16 protein-coding genes are annotated in these 15,796 nt (G+C 43.6%); 12 read left to right on the plus strand and 4 right to left on the minus strand.

The annotated features are described in order from the left end of the window. Positions 1–70: 70 nt before the first annotated feature. Positions 71–586: a cytochrome b/b6 domain-containing protein gene (locus HKI82_RS02995; protein WP_102939626.1), complete on the minus strand. Its 516-nt coding sequence runs from the start codon at positions 584–586 to the stop codon at positions 71–73. Further along, on the minus strand, positions 579–863 hold the full coding sequence (locus tag HKI82_RS03000; protein ID WP_171137153.1) for a PepSY domain-containing protein: 285 nt from the start codon (positions 861–863) through the stop codon (positions 579–581). Before HKI82_RS03000 ends, HKI82_RS02995 begins: the two co-directional genes overlap by 8 nt. Positions 864–1,056: 193 nt before the next feature. Between HKI82_RS03000 and HKI82_RS03005 the strand changes: the two genes are divergently transcribed. From HKI82_RS03005 to HKI82_RS03015, 3 genes are all read left to right on the plus strand, one after another. Further along, a complete protein-coding gene (locus tag HKI82_RS03005; RefSeq protein WP_171137154.1) occupies positions 1,057–2,763 on the plus strand; it encodes a methyl-accepting chemotaxis protein in 1,707 nt (568 codons plus the stop codon). A 98-nt stretch (positions 2,764–2,861) separates the two neighbouring features. Further along, positions 2,862–3,710, plus strand: a complete 849-nt coding sequence (locus HKI82_RS03010; protein ID WP_171137155.1) for an NAD(+)--dinitrogen-reductase ADP-D-ribosyltransferase — start codon at positions 2,862–2,864, stop codon at positions 3,708–3,710. A gap of 311 nt (positions 3,711–4,021) precedes the next feature. Beyond that, positions 4,022–4,693, plus strand: coding sequence for a MaoC family dehydratase (locus tag HKI82_RS03015; RefSeq protein ID WP_171137156.1), 672 nt, complete (start codon positions 4,022–4,024; stop codon positions 4,691–4,693). A gap of 53 nt (positions 4,694–4,746) precedes the next feature. On the opposite strand, the gene HKI82_RS03020 is transcribed toward HKI82_RS03015, so the two are convergent. Next, positions 4,747–5,571: a phosphate ABC transporter substrate-binding protein gene (locus HKI82_RS03020; RefSeq protein WP_171137157.1), complete on the minus strand. Its 825-nt coding sequence runs from the start codon at positions 5,569–5,571 to the stop codon at positions 4,747–4,749. A 303-nt stretch (positions 5,572–5,874) separates the two neighbouring features. Here HKI82_RS03020 and HKI82_RS03025 point away from each other — a divergent pair, with 303 nt between their 5' ends. Next, positions 5,875–6,228: a DUF3024 domain-containing protein gene (locus HKI82_RS03025; RefSeq protein ID WP_102939621.1), complete on the plus strand. Its 354-nt coding sequence runs from the start codon at positions 5,875–5,877 to the stop codon at positions 6,226–6,228. A 77-nt stretch (positions 6,229–6,305) separates the two neighbouring features. Here HKI82_RS03025 and rnb read toward each other — a convergent pair whose 3' ends face one another. Further along, entirely contained in the window at positions 6,306–8,348 is a 2,043-nt protein-coding gene (rnb, locus tag HKI82_RS03030; protein WP_102939620.1) for an exoribonuclease II, read from the minus strand. 377 nt (positions 8,349–8,725) lie between these two features. Here rnb and HKI82_RS03035 point away from each other — a divergent pair, with 377 nt between their 5' ends. From HKI82_RS03035 to HKI82_RS03070, 8 genes are all read left to right on the plus strand, one after another. Then, positions 8,726–10,636, plus strand: a complete 1,911-nt coding sequence (locus tag HKI82_RS03035; protein ID WP_171137158.1) for a DEAD/DEAH box helicase — start codon at positions 8,726–8,728, stop codon at positions 10,634–10,636. Positions 10,637–10,930: 294 nt separating this feature from the next. Continuing rightward, positions 10,931–12,859: a threonine--tRNA ligase gene (thrS, locus tag HKI82_RS03040; RefSeq protein ID WP_102939618.1), complete on the plus strand. Its 1,929-nt coding sequence runs from the start codon at positions 10,931–10,933 to the stop codon at positions 12,857–12,859. A 3-nt stretch (positions 12,860–12,862) separates the two neighbouring features. Then, positions 12,863–13,414, plus strand: a complete 552-nt coding sequence (gene infC / locus HKI82_RS03045) for a translation initiation factor IF-3 (RefSeq protein ID WP_102939617.1) — start codon at positions 12,863–12,865, stop codon at positions 13,412–13,414. 118 nt (positions 13,415–13,532) lie between these two features. Continuing rightward, entirely contained in the window at positions 13,533–13,727 is a 195-nt protein-coding gene (rpmI, locus tag HKI82_RS03050) for a 50S ribosomal protein L35 (protein WP_042485685.1), read from the plus strand. 41 nt (positions 13,728–13,768) lie between these two features. Next, positions 13,769–14,122 (plus strand): 50S ribosomal protein L20, encoded by a 354-nt coding sequence (gene rplT / locus HKI82_RS03055; RefSeq protein ID WP_102939616.1) that lies wholly within the window; start codon positions 13,769–13,771, stop codon positions 14,120–14,122. 153 nt (positions 14,123–14,275) lie between these two features. Then, a complete protein-coding gene (locus tag HKI82_RS03060) occupies positions 14,276–14,725 on the plus strand; it encodes a GNAT family N-acetyltransferase (RefSeq protein WP_171137159.1) in 450 nt (149 codons plus the stop codon). A gap of 64 nt (positions 14,726–14,789) precedes the next feature. Next, positions 14,790–15,257, plus strand: a complete 468-nt coding sequence (locus tag HKI82_RS03065) for a GNAT family N-acetyltransferase (RefSeq protein WP_171137160.1) — start codon at positions 14,790–14,792, stop codon at positions 15,255–15,257. A 48-nt stretch (positions 15,258–15,305) separates the two neighbouring features. Next, positions 15,306–15,770: an ASCH domain-containing protein gene (locus tag HKI82_RS03070; RefSeq protein ID WP_171137161.1), complete on the plus strand. Its 465-nt coding sequence runs from the start codon at positions 15,306–15,308 to the stop codon at positions 15,768–15,770. Positions 15,771–15,796 lie beyond the last annotated feature (26 nt).

Below are 15,796 nucleotides of genomic sequence, written 5' to 3' on the forward strand. Positions count from 1 at the left end.
GAAAGATAAAGAAAAACAGCCTGATAGTTCAACTAACAGGCTGTTTAAAATAATTAGGAAAATGATGGGCTTAGCGAGTATGACGAGAGAATAGCATGCTCTTCACATAAGAACGTTTGGTCCAGTGGGTCATAAAGATGACGGCACTGATGTGAATCGCTACTGCGAACATAGTAAGGTTCGCAAACAGTTCATGAACTTGTTCTACCCACTCTTCACCCCAGAACATATCTAACTGAGTCGACCAGCCTGATACGCCAGTAATGATTAGTAATGTCCACATCACCCATATCATTACTGCACCAGCAGGGTTGTGACCTTGATGCTCATCTGACTTAGTTTGTAAGACTTGCTGTAAGTGTTCCACAGCCTGAGACACTGACGGTTTGAATGCGGATAAACGTGCAGGAGACTGAGTTATTAAGCCCCACACAAGCCGAATGGCTAGCGCTGCCAGAACGATGTACCCCACCCATTCGTGCGTCTCACTACCTTCTTCAGTGACAAAGTAATTCGCAGCAAACATCGCGGCTACTGTCCAGTGAGTAAGACGTACAACAATGTCCCAAACGTAAGGTTTAGTCATCTTCTTCCTCTTTAACTTTGCTCATATCCACTGGGTTGAAATAGATTTCAGTCTTCTTCCCTTTGGCGTTATAGCCATACAACTCATAACAGCCAGTGCTGGTCTTTTTAAATTTCTTAATTTTGTATCCCATATCCTGAACTTGCTGTTTAGCTTGGTCAAAAGACATCCATTTAGATTCAGGTTCTTTGGTACAAACAGGGTCAGCCATTGCTAATGAGGATGCAGCCATTAACGTTACGAATAAACCAGAACGAAGCATTGCGTTAGTAGTCATGTTCTCTCCTAGAGAATCTCGGTTAACGATCAAGGCTAAGTTTGGAGAAGAATTCTTAAGGAATGCTTAAGAGTTCCTCAGTAAGCTTCATTCACACGTCAAAGGTGGGCTAGATCTAATATCGGTACAATTTTTATCTTAAATTTTTGTATCAGCTATTCTTAATTTGTTTGCTAACAATGCAGAGGTGTCTATGAACTGGTTGGGAAACCTAACAATCACCAAGAAACTGATCGGACTGATTGTCACGTTATTGGCTTTGACCTTAATCGTTTCTTCTTATGCGGTCATCAAGATGGAACGTGTTGCCAAAGAAATTGAAGGTATTGCCCATGAAAATTTACCTCTTGTAAAGCTGGCAAGTAATATCACCATAAAACAGTTGGAAGGCGCTGTTTTGTTAGAGAAGGCTTTTCGATTAGCGGAAATTCCTTCGGGAGAAAACCAGCAGGCTATGGCTAAGTTTGTTTCCCAAGTCAGGCAATCATCTACCTATTTTGACGAGGAAATCGTCAATGCTAAGTCACTTCTTATCGAAGCAAAAAAACAGGCAGTTACAAGCAAGCAAGTTAACCATCTTACTCAATTAACGAGTAATTTGGCTCAGCTCGAAGAACATCACAAAGGCTATGAGAAAACCTTGTTTTCTATTTTGGATGCATTGGAAGAGAAACAAAACAGTGAGGCAATGGCCTCAGTCGTTCATCAATTTGAACAGAGTCAACAGCTACTCAACAAAGAGCTGGCCAATTTTTTAGTCGGTTTAGAAAATGCTACAGAGAATGCTGTATTGGTGACGGAAGAGGAAGAGCACGAAGCCTTGATTGGTATGGCGACGCTCTCTATCGCATCGATTATTTTTGGTTTAACTGTCGGCATACTGTTTAGTCGCAGAATTGTCAGTTCCATGAGCCGGGCGCGAAATGTTGCCGCGAGTATGGCGCAAGGTAACTTTGATCAGATGATTGAAGTGAAGTCGAATGATGAAATTGGTCAACTGATGTCGAGTATGAATGTGATGGCTAGTTCATTAAGTAAGATGATCGGAGAGGTTATGAGCCGAACCGATGCAATTGCAGCAACAGTGACGCAGTTGTCGGCTGTGGCAGAGAGTAATCGGCAGGCAATGCAAGTTCAGCAAGAAAACACCGAACAAGTCGCGTCAGCCATGACTGAAATGGCCGCAACCATCACTGAGGTGGCGAGTAATGCGGATAGCGCAGCATTTGCTACGTCTCGCGCTGAAACCAATGTCAAAGAAGGCTGTTCAACGATTGATATGACACAAGAGCTATCCGCTATGCTGGTGGAGCAAGCAAGTCAATCGCAGAACATGATTCTTGATTTAAAGAACAGCACGCAAAAAATACAAGATTTCGTCAAAGTCGTGGATGGAATCTCAGAGCAGACCAACTTACTTGCCCTAAATGCTGCAATAGAATCCGCGCGGGCAGGGGAGCAAGGTCGTGGGTTCGCTGTTGTCGCTGATGAAGTTCGGGCTCTTGCATCTCGCAGCCAACAAGCCACAAACGAAATAGGCAACTTGATTGAAATGCTAGTTAAGAGTTCAGATCATGCCCATAACGCGATGAACCAGAGCAACGAAAAAGTGCATCAAACTTCCGAATGTATTCAACAAGCAAGGAATCAGTTGAACCACATTGCTACCGCATTGGCTGAACTATCGGAATCCAACACTCAGGTTGCAGCCGCTAGCGAAGAACAAGCGGTTACTGCGGACCAAATAAGCCAGAACTTAATAGGAATTAAAGATTCCGGAGATCGGGTGTTACAAAGTACGGAAGAAACAGCGATGGCTAGTGAAGGATTAGCTGTACAGGCAAATGCGTTGCGAACGCTGATGTCCGCTTTCCAAGTAAGAACGGAATGCGCCTCTTAGTTGCTTGTTGAATGTAAGCTCAATACTCATAAGCATACTTCTGCAACCTGAGCCGTTGTGCCTTTAACTTGAGTCTAACTTATTGGTGGCGCTGGTTTATGACTGAACTGCATCTGCTCAAATCGAATCAATATGGCTATAGCGCAGAAGAGGAAGAGATCCTTGAACAGATATCATTGCCTCTGAACCGCTGCAATGTACCGTCTAAACTTTTGGCGAGTTTGAGTTATCAACAAACCCCCATTTTGTTGCAAATTGATGGTTTACATCTCTGGTACCCCACACTACATGAGTTGTTGCAACAGGCTGGCAATTACGAACAAAGAGCCAAGAACTTCATAAACTTCATGTCTCAACACTTTCATCTCTCTTGTATGGATGAGAGTGCGAATGAGTATATAGACCCTCCACCAAGGCAAAAGCTTAACTATCGCCGGCTAGTATTAGGCTGGTTGTTTGATTCTGACAATGAACAGGGAGCCGCTTGGCGAAGTTGGGTAGAGTCCAGATTTGGTCTGCTTACCAGCTTTCATAAAGTGTCACTGCATGGCCCCGACACTCCTGAGTATTTAGATTTCAGGAAGGTGTGTTCTCGCGCCACTTATAACACCAATGAGCTCTATGCCCAGCTCGATCTGTTGTATTTCTTTTGCCAACAAGAACTTGGTTTACGCTATCAGGGGGCAGAGTGCTTAACTTTGTACCGAGGATGTTGTGAACAGCCGGAGTACATAATTAATGGCGAAAATGTGAAACTGTTTAATAACTTGAGTTCGTTCACTGCGGACCCGGAAAGTGCCCTACGTTTCGGGTCAAAAGTGTTTGCGGTGTCTGTTCCTCTCTACAAAATCGTTTACTTCGATTCTCTGTTGCCTTGCAGTCTGCAAGGGGAGCAAGAGTTTATGGTTTTAGGAGGGCTTTACAGGATTGATCGTCGGACTTTATAAAAGTGGCACGTAATGTGTGAGCCGCTATACAAAATTCCAATCACACTTGGTCAATATGTAAGCGGTTATCTAAAGTAATATTACTGATTGAAAAATAAAGAATTTGGAATTCTGACAATTTTATTAACTGGAGCAATTGTTCTAATGACATAAATCCTAATAAAATAATGTTTTATTGGGTAAGTGATTGTATTTTAAGCAATATGATTCGTTCGGAATACGCATGTACGCTCGAAAGTTATTGCGGATTATTGTGAAGTGCTTCAAAATTAACGAATTAGTATTTCTTCTTAGTTAAGAATGAGGTTTTGATGAAAGTTGCGGATATTTTTAAACATCATGCTGAGAACTTAGTTAAGCATAATGAGTTTAAACAATTGATGCCTCCAACAGTGCGTGAGTACTGGGGAGAGTTATTGGATAAAACCAATAGCCGCCAGCTTTTTTCATGGGTGAAGGATTTTCACCAGCCAGCAAATGAAGATGTTCCTGTTGTTGAACCTATCGTATTAAAACCAGAAGCTCGGGCGGTATATAACCAACTTGAGTCGAAGTTAGGTGAAGTTATCCATACAGGGGATTGGTTATTGGTTGATCAGAACAGAATCAATCAGTTTGGCGCAATTACGGAAGATATGCAGTGGATTCATACGGATCCTGAAAGAGCTCAAGCAGAGTCACCATTTAAAACCACTATCGCACACGGTTTTCTTACATTAGCACTATTGCCTAAATTGACGGACAGCGTTGATGAAGACAAATTGCTATTTCCGACCGCGAAAATGATGGTGAACATTGGCTTAAACTCAGTGCGTTTCCCTTATCCAATAAAAGTAGATAGCCGTGTAAGAGCGGTAAGCACATTGTCAAAAGTAACGCCAATCAAGAAAGGTTTAGAGATTGAGCGTGAAATCAAAGTTGAAATTGAAGGTGTTCGCCGCCCAGGTTGTGTCGTAACATCTGTTATTCAATTGCATTTTTAACACATTGATTTTTTTAAAAAAGGAGAGCATCAGCTCTCCTTTTTTTGTCGTACTTACTTGTATTTCGTTGTTGGAATATATCCATACTCTTCAATCAATTTTTTCACTCTGTCTGACTGAATAAATCTGAACAGCTCTTTAGTTTCTTGCTTATCTTTCTCTGGGTAGTGGAGTAGCAAGAATGGACGAGAAAGTTGATATTCGTGGTTAGCAATAGTTTCTGGAGTTGCTTCGACGCCTTCAAACTTAATTGCTTTGATTGAACGGTCAACTGAGCCAGTAGAAATAAAACCAATCGCTTGTGAGTTATGGTTTACCAGCGTTTTCACCATGCTGTTGCTATTGACGACCAGATTGTTTGGGCTGATGTCTGAAACCAATCTGTCTTTAATTACCTTGGTGAGTCCAAGCAGGCTTTCAAAACTAAAGCGTGAACCAGAAGACGCTTCGCGTGTTACCACCGCAATTTTTTGATCGTTGCCACCCACTTGTTTCCAGTTGGTAATTTTGCCTTTGTAGATGTCGTATAGCTGCTCACGGGTTAAGTTCGCGATTGGGTTGGATTGGTTAACGACAACGGCCAGACCATCAAATGCAATGACGAATGTCTGTAATGACTCTTCTACTTCATCGTCCGTCAGGTAACGAGAACTCATCGCTACGTCTGCAACGCCTTTCTTTAGCAATGTAATACCAGCGGTAGAACCCACACCTTGAACCGCAATATAGGTATCTTTGTGGCTAGCGTTATATTCTTCTGCAATCACATCCATGATGCGTGCAACAGAGGTCGATCCAGAAACGTTGATTTCGCTAGCATGTGCGAAAGAGGTAACTAGAAAAAGCGAGCAAAGAGTGGCTAGCGCAACTCGAAACATAATGGAACTCCAAGCAAAAATAAGTACAGATTCAGCGGCACATCATATTGCGAATAAATGACAGTTTTATGAAAGTGTTTGATAGTACGCATAGAAATATAGGCGGAATATCTCTAGTGTGACGTTGAGTCTGTTTATCTTTGAAGTTTAGTTTTGTTCGCATTATAAATATTCTTTTCACAGCAAAAAGCCGTAAAAGGATAAACAGAGCCTATTGAGTTATACTGAGTTAACTTTAAGAGACTTGGATTGACTGGCTCTTAATGCTGTATTCGGTCACAAGATAATGGGGTATCCAAGGTCATGACGGTCGTAAACTTGTTACAGCGTCAAATTGAACGCAGGGCAGAACTTGTGTGCCATAGCCGCAATCGCAGTCTTCCTGTGGATTTAGGAAAATCGAGTTTTGAACCGATAGATAATGGTGTTCAGTTTATACAACAGCACTACAAGCTGGACTCTGTGCATAGTGAGTACTCAAGTCCGGTTGCTCGTATCGTTTGGGATGCAGATAAACGCCATTGGGAGCTTTATATCCCGACCCGAGAGGATAATAGTGAAATGTGGGTTCCTTACCCGTTTCTCTCCAAAAGCTCTGATTTAACGGCAGTGATGCGTGAAATTGAAAAAGATCCGAAATCCTACTTCTGGTCGTAAATTGAGTCAGTGTGTTGAATAAAAAAGGCATTCCAATGGAATGCCTTTTCTGTTTGAAGCAAATGAAGTTGCGAAACTTATTGTTCCGCACTCTCTTCTTGGCTTATTTCCGTCTGCTGAGTGTTCTCAGTTTGCGCTTCAACTTCTGGTTGTGGCTCATCGGCAAATACCTGTGTTGGCTTGGCGACAATGCTGCGGTTTTCTTGACTGACATCTGTCAGTACCACTTCAAGCGTATCACCTAAACGGTATACCACTTCTTTATCGATGGTGATAATGCCTTGGTCACCGTTGCAATCTAAACGTTCTTTGTTTGCAAGGATTAATGAAGCAGGGATGAACGCCGCTGCGCCATTTTCGAGTAAACGCACACGAGCACCAGCACGATTAATATCAAAGATCTCTGCGTTAAACAGGGTTTGCTTGCTTGGCTCTTCTGCAAGAGTTCTTGCGTACAACCAATCAGCAACGTTACGCTCTGCAATCTTGTGATGTTTGCGATGCAGCGCAAGCTCTTCGCCTACGGTTTCATCTGGCTGCTGCACAGGCTCTTTATTCAAGATGTGTGCTTTAAGCATGCGGTGGTTAATCATGTCACCGTACTTACGAATTGGAGAAGTCCAAGTCGCATAAACCTCTAAGCCCATAGCGTAATGAGGAAGTGGCTGGTTACCAATTTCACTGTAGCTTTGACATTTACGGATGCGGTTATCCAAGTAAGAAGTTTCCTGATCGCACAACCAACGACGAAGCGCAGCAAAACCTTCAAGTGTTGCTAGGCTTTCTGCATCGCACTGAGCACCGTTCGCGGTCATCAGCTCAACTACATCGGCCATCTTGTCAGCTTTAAAGCCTGCATGAGTGTTAAAGACGCCTGCATTAAAGGTTGATTGAAGGACTTTACCTGCACAAATATTTGCCGTGATCATCGCCTCTTCAACAAGGCGGTTTGCTGTGCGGCGCATATCAGCATGAATGGCGATAACGTCGTTATCTTCGCTCAGTTCGAAACGGTAATCAGGGCGGTCTGGGAACACTACCGCATTTTTCTCACGCCAGTTTGCACGAGCTTGAGAGAATTCATACAAGGTGCGCACAACATCGGCGATAACATCTGTCGGTTGCCAATCTTGTGAAGAACTGTTTTCCAACCAGTCAGATACGTGGTCGTAAACGAGACGAGCATGTGACTGAATGTTCGCAGCAAAGAAGCGAATGTCGTCCGCAATAACACCGTCTGCGCTTACTGTGACAGTACAGCAAAGGGCAGGGCGCACTTGATTTTCAATCAGAGAACATAAGTCATCAGCTAAATCTCGCGGCAACATCGGGATATTGCGACCCGGTAAATAGATAGTGAAACCACGCTCACGTGCCACTTTATCCATCTCATCATCAGGGGTGATGTAGGCGGTAGGGTCTGCAATCGCAATGGTTAGCTCAAAGTTACCGTTATCCAGTTTTTTTGCGTATAGCGCATCGTCCATGTCTTTGGTTGATGCGCCATCAATGGTCACAAACGGGATATGGGTTAAGTCACAACGCTCAAGGTCGGCATCATCTTTAAGCTGCCAGTTCTCGATACCTGCAGGTTCACTGTTAGGCAGATCATTTTCGGCCAACGTTACCCACCAAGGTGCGATTTTATCGTCAGAATCCGTAATTTTTTCTGAGATTTCTGCGAGAAAGTTGTCTTCGCCTTTTAGAGGGTGACGAACGAGATGGGCAACAACCCAGTCACCTTCTTGGAAGTGTTCCGGATTCAACCCTTTTTTAACTTTTGCTTTTAGTGGCAGTTTTTTCAGTTGAGGATGATCAGGTGCAACGTTGAGTTTGCCCTTGAATAACTTTACTCGGCCAATAAAGCGAGTCAGAGATTGTTCGACAAGTTCTTGTGGTTCTGCAACTTCCCGCTCTTTTTCGGTGCGGATAATGGCAATCACTTTGTCTCCGTGCATACATTTCTTCATGTACGGAGGTGGAATAAAGAAACTGTTTTTACTATCGACTTCTAAGAATCCAAAACCTTTATCGGTGGCTTTAATCACACCTTCTTTCTTTGGCAGGTTTTCTTGAATTTGTTGCTTTAGTTGAGCAAGTAACGGGTTGTCTTGGAACATGTCTTCTATTTCTAGCTTAGTGAATTGCGCACACTATAATCATTACAGGCAATGATTACTACCCAGCGAAGACCTTTCTCAGGCAATTTGACCAATGCTATTTGTACGTTTGTTGGTGCAAATTGCTTACTAATAAAAGGGTTGGAACGGGGCTTTGATGATTTTTTATCCTTTAAGAGAATAAATTGTGATGAATTTCAATTTTTTCTAGCTTTTTTTATGCTTTTAAGGAATAATCCGCCTCCCTTATATGTCCCTAGTGGCTTGATGCGTTACAAAACTTATCCGTATCTGAACGGAATCAGACAATCGCAGGATTGGTTGGAAATGGTGGAGCACATGGGACCTTGGTTATTTATTATTTTAGTGGGATCCCCATGTCTGATACTGTGATTCAATTCAGTGACTTAGCACTTAACAGTGCTGTTCTTTCTGCCCTTAACTCAATGGGCTTCGTTTCTCCAACTCCAATCCAAGCTGCTGCTATTCCTTTCCTTTTGGAAGGTCGTGACGCACTAGGTAAAGCGCAAACGGGTACAGGTAAAACTGCTGCATTCTCGTTACCGCTACTAAACAAAATTGATTTATCTCAGCATAAACCTCAAGCAATCATCATGGCTCCAACTCGTGAGCTAGCGATTCAGGTTGCTGCTGAAATTAAAAACTTAGGTCAAAATATCACTGGCCTTAAAGTTCTAGAAATCTACGGTGGTGCATCTATCGTTGATCAAATGCGTTCTCTACGTTCAGGTGCTCACATTGTTGTTGGTACTCCTGGTCGTGTGAAAGACTTGATCACTCGTGAGCGCCTACACCTAGACGAATGTCATACTTTCGTTCTTGATGAAGCAGACGAAATGTTGAAGATGGGCTTTGTTGACGACGTTACTTGGATCATGGAGCAAGCTCCTGAATCTGCGCAACGCGTACTGTTCTCTGCAACTATGCCTCCAATGGTTAAAACCATTGTTGACCGCTTCTTACGTGATCCTGCTCGTGTAGACGTTGCTGGTTCAAACCAAACTGTTGCGAAAGTAGAACAGCAATTCTGGGTTGTAAAAGGCGTAGAGAAAGACGAAGCGATGAGCCGTCTGCTTGAAACTGAAGAAACTGATGCGTCAATCGTATTCGTTCGTACTCGTCAAGATACTGAGCGTCTTGCAGACTGGTTAAGCTCTCGTGGCTTCAAAGCTGCTGCACTGCACGGTGATATTCCTCAGTCTCTACGTGAGCGTACTGTTGACCACATCAAACAAGGTGTTATTGATATTCTTGTTGCAACTGACGTTGTTGCGCGTGGTCTTGATGTGCCACGAATCACTCACGTATTTAACTACGATATTCCATTCGATGTTGAGTCGTACATACACCGTATCGGTCGTACAGGTCGCGCTGGCCGTAAAGGTAAAGCGATCCTGTTAGTTCGTACTAACCAACTTCGCATGCTTCGCACTATTGAGCGCGTTACTCGTTCATCAATGGAAGAAATTCAACTTCCACACCGTGATCAAGTAGCAGAAGCTCGTCTTTCTCTACTTGCTGCTGAGCTAGCGGCTGAGAAAGAAAACAACACAGTTCTTGATAAGTTTGCAGAACTAGTAGAGAAGCTACAAGCGTCTCTAGAAATGGATGCTGCAACACTATGTGCAATCTTGTTGAAACGTCAACAAGGTAAGCGTCCACTGTTCTACACTGGTGAAGATCCAATGATCGCAGCAGTAGAGCGTGATAAGCAACGTCGTCGTGACCGTCGTGATGATCGCGGTGAGCGTAGCGAAGGTGGTCGTCGTGAATTCGGTAGCCGTGACAACGCTGATTGGGAAACTTACCAACTTCAGGTTGGTCGTGACCAAGGCGTACAAGTTAAAGACATCGTTGGTGCTCTTGCAAACGAACTAGGTCTAACCAAAGGTTCTATCGGTGCGATTAAACTGGCTCAAGGTCATACATTTGTTCAGCTTCCTAAGACTATGTCTTCTGAAGTAACTGGCAAACTACGTAAACTGCGTATCCGTCAAAAAGAAGTGGGTGCGGTAGTGTGTGATTTTGATGATTTCCGCGAATCTCGTGGTCGTCGTGAAGGCGGACGTCGTGAAGGTGGTAACCGTGACGGTGGCTTCCGTGGTAACCGTGATGGCGCACCTCGTCGTGAAGGTGGTTTCCGTGGTAACCGCGAAGGTGGCAGCCGTGAAGGTGGTGAGCGTCGTTTCGACCGTAACCGTGGTGGCGACAACCGTGGTAACTACCGTGGTGAACGTGGTCACAGCCGTCGTAGCCAAGAAGCTTAATTGACTGCTGCTAAAGCTTGATTGAGTAAACCCATGGTGAAAACCATGGGTTTCTTTTTTTGATTGGGTTAATAAACTCAGTCTAATCAGGCTTGAACGTAATGATTGCTTGAGATTTCACCCATATCCGTTAGAATGCTCAGCTCGTGTTAACGATAGTGCATCCGTATTTGCGCTTTGAGTTAATGCGTTAAGAAATGATTTATCGAGTGCTTGTTTTTTATCATTCTGATTTTTAAGCACAATATTTAAACAAGTGTTGCTTGGTGTGCAACACCACTGTAAGGACAATTCATGCCTATTATTACTCTTCCTGACGGTAGCCAACGTCAATTTGATAACCCAATTTCTACAATGGATGTCGCTCTATCTATCGGCCCTGGTCTTGCTAAAGCAACGATTGCAGGTCGCGTTGATGGCGTTCGTGTTGATGCTTGCGATTTGATCGAAAACGATGCAAGCCTTGAAATCATCACGGTTAAAGACGAAGTTGATGGCCTAGAAATTGTTCGTCACTCTTGTGCTCACTTGCTTGGTCATGCTCTTAAGCAGCTATACCCAGAAGCAAAAATGGCGATTGGTCCTACGATCGATAACGGTTTCTACTACGATATCGATGTAGAACAACCTCTATCTCAAGAAGATTTAGAGAAGATCGAAGCTCGCATGCAAGATTTGGCGAAAACCAAATATCAAGTTGTGAAAAAGAACGTTAGCTGGCAGGAAGCTCGCGATACATTTGAATCTCGTCAAGAACCATACAAGATGGAAATCTTGGATGAGAACGTATCTCGCGATGATCGTCCAGGTCTTTATCACCATGAAGAATACATCGACATGTGTCGTGGTCCACACGTACCGCACATGGGCTTCTGTCAACACTTCAAACTGTTGAACGTTGCAGGCGCATACTGGCGCGGTAACAGCGACAACAAGATGCTACAACGTATCTACGGTACAGCTTTCCACGATAAGAAAGCACTTAAGGCTCACCTAACTCGCCTTGAAGAAGCGGCGAAGCGTGACCACCGTAAACTGGGTAAGCAACTTGACTTGTTCCACATGCAGCAAGAAGCTCCGGGTATGGTGTTCTGGCACCACAATGGTTGGTCAGTATTCCGTGATCTAGAAGTATTCATCCGTCAAAAACTGACTGAATACGGTTACCAAGAAGTGAAAGGTCCACTCATGATGGATCGCGTTCTTTGGGAACGCTCTGGTCACTGGGACAAATACGCAGACGCAATGTTCACAACCTCTTCTGAGAACCGTGAATACGCGATTAAACCAATGAACTGTCCTGGTCACGTTCAAATCTTTAACCAAGGTTTGAAATCATACCGTGATCTGCCATTACGTATGGCTGAGTTCGGTTCATGTCACCGTAACGAACCATCAGGTTCTCTACACGGTATCATGCGTGTTCGTGGCTTCACTCAGGATGATGCTCACATCTTCTGTACTGAAGACCAAATTCAGCAAGAAGTAACATCGTGCATTAAGATGGTATATGACACATATACTACTTTTGGCTTCGATAACATTGCAGTAAAACTTTCTACACGTCCTGAACAACGTGTAGGTAGCGATGAAATTTGGGATCGCTCTGAAGAAGCACTAAAACTTTCACTTGAAGCTATGGGCATTGCTTATGAGATTCAAGAAGGTGAAGGTGCGTTCTACGGTCCGAAAATTGAGTTCACGCTACACGACTGTCTAGATCGCGCGTGGCAGTGTGGTACTGTTCAGCTTGATTTCAACCTACCTTCTCGCCTAGGTGCGACATATGTAGGTGAAAATAATGAGCGTTTAGTGCCTGTAATGATTCACCGCGCTATTTTAGGCTCTCTTGAGCGCTTCATCGGTATTCTTATTGAAGAGTACGCTGGTTTCTTCCCAACTTGGTTGGCGCCAGAACAGGCTGTTGTCATGAATATTACTGACAAACAAGCTGATTACGCTCAAGAAGTAGCACAAAAGCTACAAAAAAGTGGCATTAGAGCAAAAGCGGACTTGAGAAATGAGAAGATAGGCTTTAAAATCCGCGAACACACTTTGAAGCGTGTACCGTATATGCTTGTTTGTGGCGACCAAGAAATGGAAGCTGGCGAAATTGCAGTACGTACTCGTAAGGGCAAAGACCTAGGCAAATTTAAGTTGGATGACTTTATTTCATACATCCACGCCGAAGTTGAAAGCCGTAAGCTTAATCTGGAGGAATAAACTATTAAAGGCGGAAGACGTGGCCAAGTTCCGGCCAAGCAAAACCAGCACCGTTTAAACGGTGAAATTCGTGGCGTTCGTGAAGTTCGTTTAACAGGCGCTGATGGTGAATCAGTTGGCGTTGTGTCAATCCAAGAAGCACTAGCTGCTGCCGAAGAAGCTGGTATGGATCTCGTAGAGATCAGCCCTAACGCCGAGCCACCAGTTTGTCGTGTGATGGACTATGGCAAGTTCCTCTTCGAGAAGAGTAAAGCTGCGAAAGAGCAGAAGAAGAAGCAAAAGCAGATCCAGATTAAGGAAGTAAAATTCCGTCCTGGGACTGATATCGGAGACTATCAGGTAAAACTACGCAACCTGACCGGTTTCCTTGAAGAAGGCAACAAAGTGAAGGTAACAATTCGCTTCCGTGGCCGAGAAATGGCTCACCAAGAGATCGGTGTTGACGTTCTAAATCGTTTGAAAGAGGACACTGCAGAATTTGCTGTTGTTGAATCTTTCCCAACGAGAATTGAAGGTCGCCAAATGATCATGGTGCTTGCCCCTAAGAAGAAGTAATTAACGGCTTACAAGTAATGAACCTAGCCGCGTCCCTTTCAAGTAAAGGCACAAGGCTGGGTTTTATTCGCCCTAATTACGTTGTTTATTAAACTACTACAATGCGGAGTTATTCATCATGCCTAAGATGAAAAACAACAAAGGTGCTGCTAAGCGTTTCAAGAAAACTGCTGGTGGTATTAAATACAAGCACGCGACTAAACGTCACATCCTGACTAAGCGTACTACTAAGAACAAGCGTCAACTACGTCCAAATGCAATCCTTCCTAAATGTGAAGTGGCTGCAGTACTACGTATGTTGCCATACGCTTAATTCTTTTTAGTTTATTTATCGTTTAGTTTAGGAGAAGCATAATGCCTCGCGTAAAACGTGGTGTACAAGCTCGTGCACGTCATAAGAAAGTTCTAAAACAAGCTAAAGGTTACTACGGAGCACGTTCACGTGTTTACCGCGTAGCTTTCCAAGCTGTTACAAAAGCTGGTCAATACGCATACCGTGACCGTCGCGCTAAGAAACGTCAATTCCGTCAACTATGGATTGCACGTATCAATGCGGCATCTCGTCAAAATGGTCTATCTTACAGCCGTTTCATCAACGGTCTTAAGAAAGCATCTATCGAGATCGACCGTAAGATCCTTGCGGACATCGCAGTATTCGACAAAGCAGCATTTACTGTTTTAGTTGAAAAAGCGAAAGCTGCTCTTTAATTAGCAGTCAAGTTTTGAAAAAGGAGAGCATTAGCTCTCCTTTTTTTATGTCTGAAATTTGTACTTGTATAAAATTTTTGTCGTGTTATTAGTATGTTAAATACTACCGATGGGTAGCTAGTGCCTTTTTGCAAACGTTGATGAGGAAGAATAATGGAATATTCATTGAGAAAAGCAGTTGAAACGGATGTTGATTTCCTGCTCGAGCTACGTGAAACCACCATGGGTCAATACTTAAGAGAAGTGGGAATGCCCACGGGCAGAGAAGCTTATCTTGAAAGAGTTCATTACGCCTTTGACCAAGCTCAAATCATCGTTATCAATGACGCTCCTGCTGGTTTGTTTAAAGCTCAATTCAACCCAGATATTAACGAGTGGTATCTGGTTCAGATCCAACTTCACCCTGATTATCAAAGCAAAGGCATCGCGAATCGTCTTATTTCAAATTTGATTAGTAAAGCTGATGCATCAGGTTCAACGGTGGGTTTAAGTGTTGTCAAAACGAATCCGGCGCAACGACTCTATTCGAGACTTGGATTTGAGCGAGTAGGGGAAACCGATTTCGAGTACTTGATGCAATATACCCCTGCAAAAACAGCGTAAAGAATGACTCATATTGACCCTGTGACGCATTTGTCTCACACAAACTGACACTATGGAGAAATGTGTGATTACCATTCGAGACTACCGAGAACAAGATGCTCTGACGCTTTGGGCTATCCATCACTACACGATCCGTAACATCAATGTGCGTGACTATTCTCAGGCACAAATCGAAGCGTGGGCTCCAGATAATTTCGACCTCAATGTGTGGCAGAAGCGAGTGGATGCTTTGAACCCGTTTGTTGCGACGATAGATGGTGTCATCGTGGGTTACACCGACTTGCAACTGGATGGATTAATCGACCATTTTTTCTGCCATCATGAGTATCAGGGCAGAGGGATTGGTAAGGCTCTGATGAATCATGTCTTTAGTGTGGGAAAACAGAAAGATATCAAACACTTCTATTCTCACGTTAGTATTACTGCTCGCCCATTTTACGAACACATGGGATTTTCCGTTGCGAAAGAGCAACTGATGGAAGTGCGCGGCCAAAGACTCAAGAACTTCCTAATGATTAAAAACGTCGATTAAAAATTACTCTTACTTCTTTCACCTCTTTTTAGTTGAGTACAGTGAATTATGGATAGCAGAAGCCAGTTGTTTCTAGAACAGTACCTAAACTCTTTGCCTGTCGAGATAGCGCAGCAATACACCTCTTTTAGTTCTGATTATTTTTGCGCCGATGAATACAACGCGAATGTCTGTGCGGATTTGATTCTCAAGGGAGAAAAGACGGCATCTTGCAGCATGGATTACTGGTATAGCCACAAAGGTGAAACTATGCCTGAAACAGGGCATCTTCTGGTGGTAACAGACTGGCAAGGCGAGCCTAAATGCATCGTTGAAATAACATCAGTTGAGAAATGCCGATATAAAGATGTCACGCAAGAGTTGGCTGCTGCGGAAGGAGAAGGAGATAAAACACTGACTTGGTGGCGTCAAGCTCACTGGCGATTCTTCTCTTTGGAATGTGAAGAATTAGGCATTGAACCAACTGAAGACATGCTGCTGGTCTTGGAGCGTTTTAAGGTTGTTTATTCTTAACAACCCTAAGCGTCAGTCGATAACCC

Origin of the sequence: Vibrio plantisponsor, from assembly GCF_013041605.1 — a bacterium.
Lineage (GTDB): Bacteria > Pseudomonadota > Gammaproteobacteria > Enterobacterales > Vibrionaceae > Vibrio > Vibrio plantisponsor.

Excerpts from the sequence above, each read along its gene's own strand:
- HKI82_RS03060 (WP_171137159.1), top strand. The coding sequence starts at position 14,276 with ATGGAATATTCATTGAGAAAAGCAGTTGAAACGGATGTTGATTTCCTG.
- HKI82_RS03025 (WP_102939621.1), top strand. The coding sequence starts at position 5,875 with ATGACGGTCGTAAACTTGTTACAGCGTCAAATTGAACGCAGGGCAGAA.
- thrS (WP_102939618.1), top strand. The coding sequence starts at position 10,931 with ATGCCTATTATTACTCTTCCTGACGGTAGCCAACGTCAATTTGATAAC.
- HKI82_RS03020 (WP_171137157.1), bottom strand. The coding sequence starts at position 5,571 with ATGTTTCGAGTTGCGCTAGCCACTCTTTGCTCGCTTTTTCTAGTTACC.
- HKI82_RS03015 (WP_171137156.1), top strand. The coding sequence starts at position 4,022 with ATGAAAGTTGCGGATATTTTTAAACATCATGCTGAGAACTTAGTTAAG.
- rnb (WP_102939620.1), bottom strand. The coding sequence starts at position 8,348 with ATGTTCCAAGACAACCCGTTACTTGCTCAACTAAAGCAACAAATTCAA.
- HKI82_RS02995 (WP_102939626.1), bottom strand. The coding sequence starts at position 586 with ATGACTAAACCTTACGTTTGGGACATTGTTGTACGTCTTACTCACTGG.
- rplT (WP_102939616.1), top strand. The coding sequence starts at position 13,769 with ATGCCTCGCGTAAAACGTGGTGTACAAGCTCGTGCACGTCATAAGAAA.
- HKI82_RS03000 (WP_171137153.1), bottom strand. The coding sequence starts at position 863 with ATGACTACTAACGCAATGCTTCGTTCTGGTTTATTCGTAACGTTAATG.
- HKI82_RS03010 (WP_171137155.1), top strand. The coding sequence starts at position 2,862 with ATGACTGAACTGCATCTGCTCAAATCGAATCAATATGGCTATAGCGCA.
- rpmI (WP_042485685.1), top strand. The coding sequence starts at position 13,533 with ATGCCTAAGATGAAAAACAACAAAGGTGCTGCTAAGCGTTTCAAGAAA.
- HKI82_RS03035 (WP_171137158.1), top strand. The coding sequence starts at position 8,726 with ATGTCTGATACTGTGATTCAATTCAGTGACTTAGCACTTAACAGTGCT.
- HKI82_RS03005 (WP_171137154.1), top strand. The coding sequence starts at position 1,057 with ATGAACTGGTTGGGAAACCTAACAATCACCAAGAAACTGATCGGACTG.
- HKI82_RS03070 (WP_171137161.1), top strand. The coding sequence starts at position 15,306 with ATGGATAGCAGAAGCCAGTTGTTTCTAGAACAGTACCTAAACTCTTTG.